Genomic DNA, 6000 nt, shown 5'->3' on the forward strand with positions numbered 1-6000 from the left:
CTGCACGGCCCGCCCGAGGCTGCCGGCCGTTCAGGCGATGAGGGTCACGCGAGGCCGCTTGCGCGCGGAACTCTGGCCCGCCGGGGGGACTGCGCGTTCGCCGCGCACCATCTCGGTGAATGCTGCGCCTGGGCTGAACTTCACCTTCTTGCGCGCGGGGACCAGGACCTTGTTGCCGGTTTGGGGGTTGCGTGCCCGGTGAGCGGGGGTGGTGACGGCCTGGAGGGTGCCGAATCCCGTGACGGAGACGGCGTCTCCGCTGACGACGCGTCGGATCAGGGTGTCCAGTACGACGTTCAGGGCCGCGGCGGCCTCCGGCTTGGAGATGCCGCCATTGGCTGCGATCTCGTCGATCAACTGCTGCTTGTTCAAGGTGAGCCTCTTGGATGTGGAGCGTCTGCTTTCGGAGAAGTGGCGTACTCCTCCTCCCCCGATGTATCTAACTCTACTGCGATAAATCCATTTAGGCAACTACATGACGGAGGGTGTGTGACCTCGTCCTGCCTGGCGGCCGTGTGCGGAGATCGATGTGATCATCGTGTCCAGCCGCTGGACGTACCCCTCGGGCGTCAGTCCCTTTTCCTGTGCGGCGTCCATGGAGATCCCCCATGCCTCGACCTCCGGATCACCGCTCCAGTTCACCCGCAGGGAAGCCCCCTCCCGGAGCGCGAGTTCCCGAAGTTCCACTTTCCTGTGCGGCGTCCATGGAGATCCCCCATGCCTCGACCTCCGGATCACCGCTCCAGTTCACCCGCAGGGAAGCCCCCTCCCGGAGCGCGAGTTCCCGAAGTTCCACGCGCACCTCGGATGGTGCCCGGGCTGTGAGGCCGATGTTCCCCAGGCGCACCAGCGGCCCGTCCATCGCATCGACCGCTACGGCGACCAGGCTGTTGTCCTCGCCGTAGACCGCGGTGACGCCCCAGTCCGTGTAGCGGCCCCAGCCCATGCTCGTCGCCCAACCCCTGCGAGACATAGGCAACCGCTCCGTCCAGGGCTGACGCCACCTCGTCCGGATTCATCCCATGAACCGCAACGGCCCCACCCCCACCAACGGCTCCAACAGCCACTCCGCCCTCTCCCCGGGCTTCCTGTCCCACCAACGTACGGCAAACCCCCACAAGTGCTCCGCATACCCGTGACGCCGTCCGCCAGTGATCTTGCGGATCAACCTAGACGCACCCTCCGACAACACGGTGCGCAGGAACGCCCGCTGACCGCGATCGATATGACCGGTTGGCAGTTGACCCGCCTCAGCGAAGTTTGACTGGCCGCAGTCGGCTCAACCGACAGGGCCGTCCCGCTCGGGCCAGGGCCCCTCGAAGGCTGGCCCGCAGTTGTCGGGCAGTTGCACCACGACCAACGCGGCTGCTCAGTTGCTGAGGTCGAGCACGCCCCACGCGGTGAACGGTTCGGCCTGGACGTAGATCCTGCTTCCTCGGCCGACGACCCGGCGGCGGCCGGGGAAGGGTCCGTCGGGCAGAGTGAGCAAACCGACGTCCGTTGGTTCGACGGATGTTTCGGTGAGCTCCCCGTGGGCGAGTCGGTGCCGCTCCTCGCCGTAGCCGCCGTAGAAGGCGACCCGCTCGCCGTGGACGGCCACCGCCTTGGCACCCCGTACCCGGTTCGCCCACACCCTCACGGGCCGGTCGGGGCGCTTGAGGCGTATCTCGACGAGCGGGAAGTCCGTGTCCGGGCACGCCCAGGCGGTGCTGCCCGACACGTTCAGGGCGTAGCAGTCGAAGAGGCCGGGGATGCTTGCGCCGTCTGACGTCCAGTAGATGTGGCCTGCAGGGCTCCAGCAGCGGATTCCGACAGGGTTCTCGTCGAAGTGCCCGACCCGGATGTGGCCGGCCTCGTCCACGAGCAGGTGCTCGATGGCGTCCCCGACGGAGAAGGACAAGGTCTCGCGGCCGAGCGCGTCGAAGACCTGGACCTGGTCCGCGTCCTCGTACCGGCGGCGCGGGGGCTGCGACGACGAACCCGCCGTCGGGCAGGCGGTCCAGGTGCGGCCAGCGGGCCCGCAGGGCGCTCAGCTCGGTGAGCTCGACGTCGCAGCCCGGATGAACGGAGTTGGATTGGCCAGTGCCCTCATCTGCTATCGCCGGTGTACACAGGGCGGACATCCGTGAAAGCGGCAGGGAAGAGGGCCAGGTAGCGTGACGAGGACGGGAGGAGCAGGAATGAACGTGGTGTGGGCGGCGACGGCACTGGAGACCGGATGGTTCTCAGGGCTCGAACGGCACTCGACCGTCCAAGACCTTGAGGCTCACATCAAGGCTCTCGGAACTGGCCTCGGCCAGGGCTACCTTGAGATCCGGCGGCCAGACGGCGATCTCCCCTACTTGGCTCTGGGCTTCAAAGGAGATCACGCTGTCCTCCACCTCTTCGACGACTCTGGCGGAGTGTCTCTTCGTGTAGGCGACGATTCCGCGGCACCGAGCGCCGAGGTCGAAGTGGTGATCATGGACGAACTGCACATGTTCACCGCAGACGTCGCACTGTCCATGGATCATGCCCGGGGCATCGTTCACGACTTCATCCAGACAGGGACGCCTGGTGAACTGAATGATTGGTACGAGTTGTAGGCAGGGCTCTAACGCCAACTGAGACATCTTCTTAGCGCTCGACTTGGCCCTTACGGCCAACCCGAACGCTCAGCGGCGGACCGACGAGCTTGGCCTTCGGGGGTCAGGTGCCACCCAGGCCCCACGCATCGAGTCCGCCGTAGATATGGGCCCTGAGGCAGTGGGGGGCGTCAAAGCCCGAGACTTCGCCGCGGTAGACGGCGATCAGGGAGTCCTTGCCCTGCCACCAGGTGTCAGCAAGTCCCTGAACTTCAGGTACCGGCTCGAATCCGTAGAGGTCCAGCTCCTCAACGGCGCCACCCTTGATCTTCGTGATCGTTTTGGCCCAGTAACCCACATGGGCGGCCAGAGCCAGGGCTTCCAACGACCTCTCCCTGCGCAGTCCGCCATGTGGCGGTCCACCTCTGTGTCCAGCCCGCGCCGGTATCCAGCACCTCAGTCGCTTCCGGCACCGCGAATGGGACCGCGGGATCGTCGAAGGAGCAGTTGTGGGACCACACCGGTCCCACAACAGGAGCGGGCTGAGTGGAGGCAGTGGCCATGCCGCCAGCTCACAGGTCTGCTGAGCGTTCACGGCGCACTATCGCAAAAGTCGTCACTGAAGGTTCCGCGGTCACTACCCTGCGGCCAACTTCAACGCTCACATCGGCCAACTAGACCGCTAACCGGCCAACTACGCCGCTAAGTCACAATTTTTGATTCTATGCCCGTGATCCACCCCGCGCTCTCGCGTGTTCGATTTTTGTTCGATATGGTGGAGTGGAGGTGATGGTGATGGTTTCGGAGCGGGTGCCGGCGGGCGGGGTGTCATCGGTGATGCATGTGCGCTGCCCGGACCGTCTGCCGGAGGAGGCCTACCGCCGGGTCCTTGAGGAGCTGGCCGGTCTGTCGCCGGTGGTACAGGCGCTGCCGCCAAGTGCAGCCCTGGTGGAGCTGAAGGGCGCTCTGCGCTACCACGGCACGGATGCCCGCCGCCTGGGCGAGGTCCTGCGCGTGCGCACGCTCTCCCGCCTCGGTGTCGACGTGCGCGTCGGCATCGGGCCGTCGATCACGGTCGCCGCCACCGCCTCCGCCCGGATCGAACAGCCCGGTGGTGTCCTGGCCGTCGCCCCCGACCAGGTGGCTGGCTGGCTGGCCCCGCTGCCGGTCGACGCCCTGCACGGCATCGGCCCCCGCCAGGCCGAGGCCCTCCACGACTACGGCATCCACACCGTGGGCCTGCTCGCCGCCGTCGACCCCGCCACCGTGCAGCGCCTGCTCGGCGGCCGCGCCGGACGTCTGGCCGCCGACCGGGCCCGCGGCATCGATCCCCGCCCCGTCGTCCCCCGTGCCCTGCCCGCCACTGCCACCGTCCGGCACGCCTTCGACCGACAGGCCCTGGACGGCGCCACCGTGCGCGCCGCCCTCCTCGACCTCGTCGTCCAGCTCGCACTGCTGCTGCGCCGGCGCGGACAGGCCGCCCACGCACTCACCCTGACCTTGAAGTTCGCCGGCAACAGCGGCTGGGAGAAAACCCGCCGTCTGAAGGAGCCGTCCGCCCACGACGACGACCTGCGCGTCCTCGCCTACCAGCTGATGGACGCGGCAGGACTACAGCGCGGCCGCCTGACCGCCATCGCCCTCAAGGGCGAGGACCTCATCGCCGCCGACCAGGTCGCCCAGCAGATCAGCCTCGACGACGCCCGCGAAGCCCGCCTGCTCGCCGAAGAGGCAGCCGACCGGATCCGCGACAAGTTCGGCAACGGCGTGATCGGTCCGGCGGCCGTCTTCCGCCGCGCCTGCTGATCCGTTCCCGCCGCCGGCTGTGGAGGGGCTGCTCGTGCTGAACCGACCTGACTGTCCGGGGCTCGACCATCGGAACTCCTCGGGTCCCGGCCGCACGGCGGGGGCCCGACGGCACGCCCGGGTGAGATTTCGTCGAACCGGCCCACGGCCCGGTCACGGCCGCCAGGATGGTCCGCGTGACCACCAGCCCCGCAGACCTCTGGCACCACTACGGCCGCGCCCGCGCCACCAGTTGACCGCGCGGTTCCCGGCACCTTCCACTGGAACTGGGGCCAGAATGCGGGGCCCGGTCCCGAGGTCCTCGGTGACCTGACCGGCCGCTGTGTGGGCGACCTCGGAGCCGGCACAGCCCGGCACGCGGCACACCTGGCGGCCCATCACCGGCCCGCCCGGGTCATCGCCATCGACGCCTCGCCCGCCCAGCACGCCATGGCAACCGACCTCTACGCCCGCCTCGCGCCCCGTCTGCGCATCGTGCAGTGCGATGCGGTGCCCCACCTGCAGGCGATGACCGGCGTGTACGACGTGCTGTACAGCGTCTTCGGCGCCGTGGACTTCACCGACCCGCGCGAGCTGCTTCCCGCGGCGGCAGCCGCGCTCAAGCCGGGCGGGCGCCTGGTGTTCGCAACTCTCGTCCACTACCTGAGCGGGTCACCTGCCCAGCCCGATGCCGTGGCTGCCGACATCCCAGCAAAGACCCCGAACGGCGAAACCACCACGATGCGCCGATGGGTCCTCCAGGAACAGGTGTGGACCAAGCTCCTCGACGAGGCCGGATTCACCCACATCACTGCCGACGTGCTGCCTGCGGCCACCAGCGGGCCGCGCACCGCCGACACACTGCTGGTGGGCGCGTACCACCCGTCCTAGAACCCGCCTGCGTGAGCTGGGCTTTTCGTTCCCTGAGTGAGAGAGCGGGTGTGACCGAACCGCCGCCCTGGATGTCAGTACCGGCTGCTTACATGAGCCCATGGACACCGTGCACACGACCGCCGCCCTCCTCCCGGACCCCGCCGAACTCCGCGCGCACCTGCGCGCGCTGGCCGTGCTGGACCAGGCGATCTGCCGCGACCCGCGATTCTCCCGCTACTCCTTCTCCACCACCTGGGGGCCTGGGACCGAGGCGGCGCTGATGGACAACGGCTCGGGTGACGACTTCTCCGTCCTCTTCACCCCGGCCGGTGTGCTCGTCCGCGGCTTCGACCACGAGTCGGAGATGAGCCCGTACGGCACGGACGACGAACAGGTCTGGCCCGGTGTCACCGACGAGGTGCCCGCCGCGCTGCGCCCGCTCCTGGACGACCCGGCCTTCGTCGACGAGGGCCTCGGCGCCCCGCGGGTCACCGCCTGCCTGTGGTGGGAGACCGGCGGCAGCGCCTGGCGCACCGGCTCGGGCATCGAGTTCCCCTCGGGCAGCCCGGACCCGGACGGCTCCGGGCACCTCTTCCGCCTCCTCACCGACCGCTCCCCCGAGGCCGTCCAGGCGCACTTCGAGGAGGACTACGGGCGGCCCGTCCCCCTCGACACCGTCCGCCACGTCCTCGCGGGCCACCCCCTGACCCCCGAAGCCGCCCGCGGCCTCAACCCGGCCGCCCTCTCCGACGAGGCCCTGCTGCGCCGGATCGCCGCC

General features: G+C 68.9%; 6 protein-coding genes and 2 pseudogenes. 4 read left to right on the forward strand and 4 right to left on the reverse strand.

The window, feature by feature from the left end:
• Nucleotides 1-30: 30 nt before the first annotated feature.
• The 3 genes from ACFYO5_RS35495 to ACFYO5_RS35505 form a co-directional block, all read right to left on the reverse strand.
• Nucleotides 31-372 (reverse strand): HU family DNA-binding protein, encoded by a 342-nt coding sequence (locus ACFYO5_RS35495; RefSeq protein ID WP_388717156.1) that lies wholly within the window; start codon nucleotides 370-372, stop codon nucleotides 31-33.
• A 253-nt stretch (nucleotides 373-625) separates the two neighbouring features.
• The gene (locus tag ACFYO5_RS35500; RefSeq protein ID WP_388717159.1) at nucleotides 626-973 is read right to left on the reverse strand and encodes a hypothetical protein; all 348 of its coding nucleotides are present in this window, start codon (nucleotides 971-973) and stop codon (nucleotides 626-628) included.
• Nucleotides 974-1369: 396 nt separating this feature from the next.
• The gene (locus tag ACFYO5_RS35505; protein ID WP_388717162.1) at nucleotides 1370-1900 is read right to left on the reverse strand and encodes a hypothetical protein; all 531 of its coding nucleotides are present in this window, start codon (nucleotides 1898-1900) and stop codon (nucleotides 1370-1372) included.
• Nucleotides 1901-2180: 280 nt separating this feature from the next.
• Here ACFYO5_RS35505 and ACFYO5_RS35510 point away from each other — a divergent pair, with 280 nt between their 5' ends.
• A complete protein-coding gene (locus ACFYO5_RS35510) occupies nucleotides 2181-2585 on the forward strand; it encodes a hypothetical protein (RefSeq protein ID WP_388717165.1) in 405 nt (134 codons plus the stop codon).
• A gap of 103 nt (nucleotides 2586-2688) precedes the next feature.
• Here ACFYO5_RS35510 and ACFYO5_RS35515 read toward each other — a convergent pair whose 3' ends face one another.
• Nucleotides 2689-2949: a hypothetical protein gene (locus ACFYO5_RS35515; protein ID WP_388717168.1), complete on the reverse strand. Its 261-nt coding sequence runs from the start codon at nucleotides 2947-2949 to the stop codon at nucleotides 2689-2691.
• A 410-nt stretch (nucleotides 2950-3359) separates the two neighbouring features.
• Between ACFYO5_RS35515 and ACFYO5_RS35520 the strand changes: the two genes are divergently transcribed.
• The 3 genes and pseudogenes from ACFYO5_RS35520 to ACFYO5_RS35530 form a co-directional block, all read left to right on the forward strand.
• Entirely contained in the window at nucleotides 3360-4370 is a 1011-nt protein-coding gene (locus ACFYO5_RS35520) for a hypothetical protein (RefSeq protein WP_388717183.1), read from the forward strand.
• A 167-nt stretch (nucleotides 4371-4537) separates the two neighbouring features.
• Nucleotides 4538-5240, forward strand: a pseudogene (locus tag ACFYO5_RS35525) (class I SAM-dependent methyltransferase).
• 100 nt (nucleotides 5241-5340) lie between these two features.
• A pseudogene (locus ACFYO5_RS35530) lies at nucleotides 5341-6000 on the forward strand (hypothetical protein); the annotation flags it as partial.

The organism is Streptomyces sp. NPDC006259, assembly GCF_042870975.1.
Classification (GTDB): domain Bacteria; phylum Actinomycetota; class Actinomycetes; order Streptomycetales; family Streptomycetaceae; genus Streptomyces.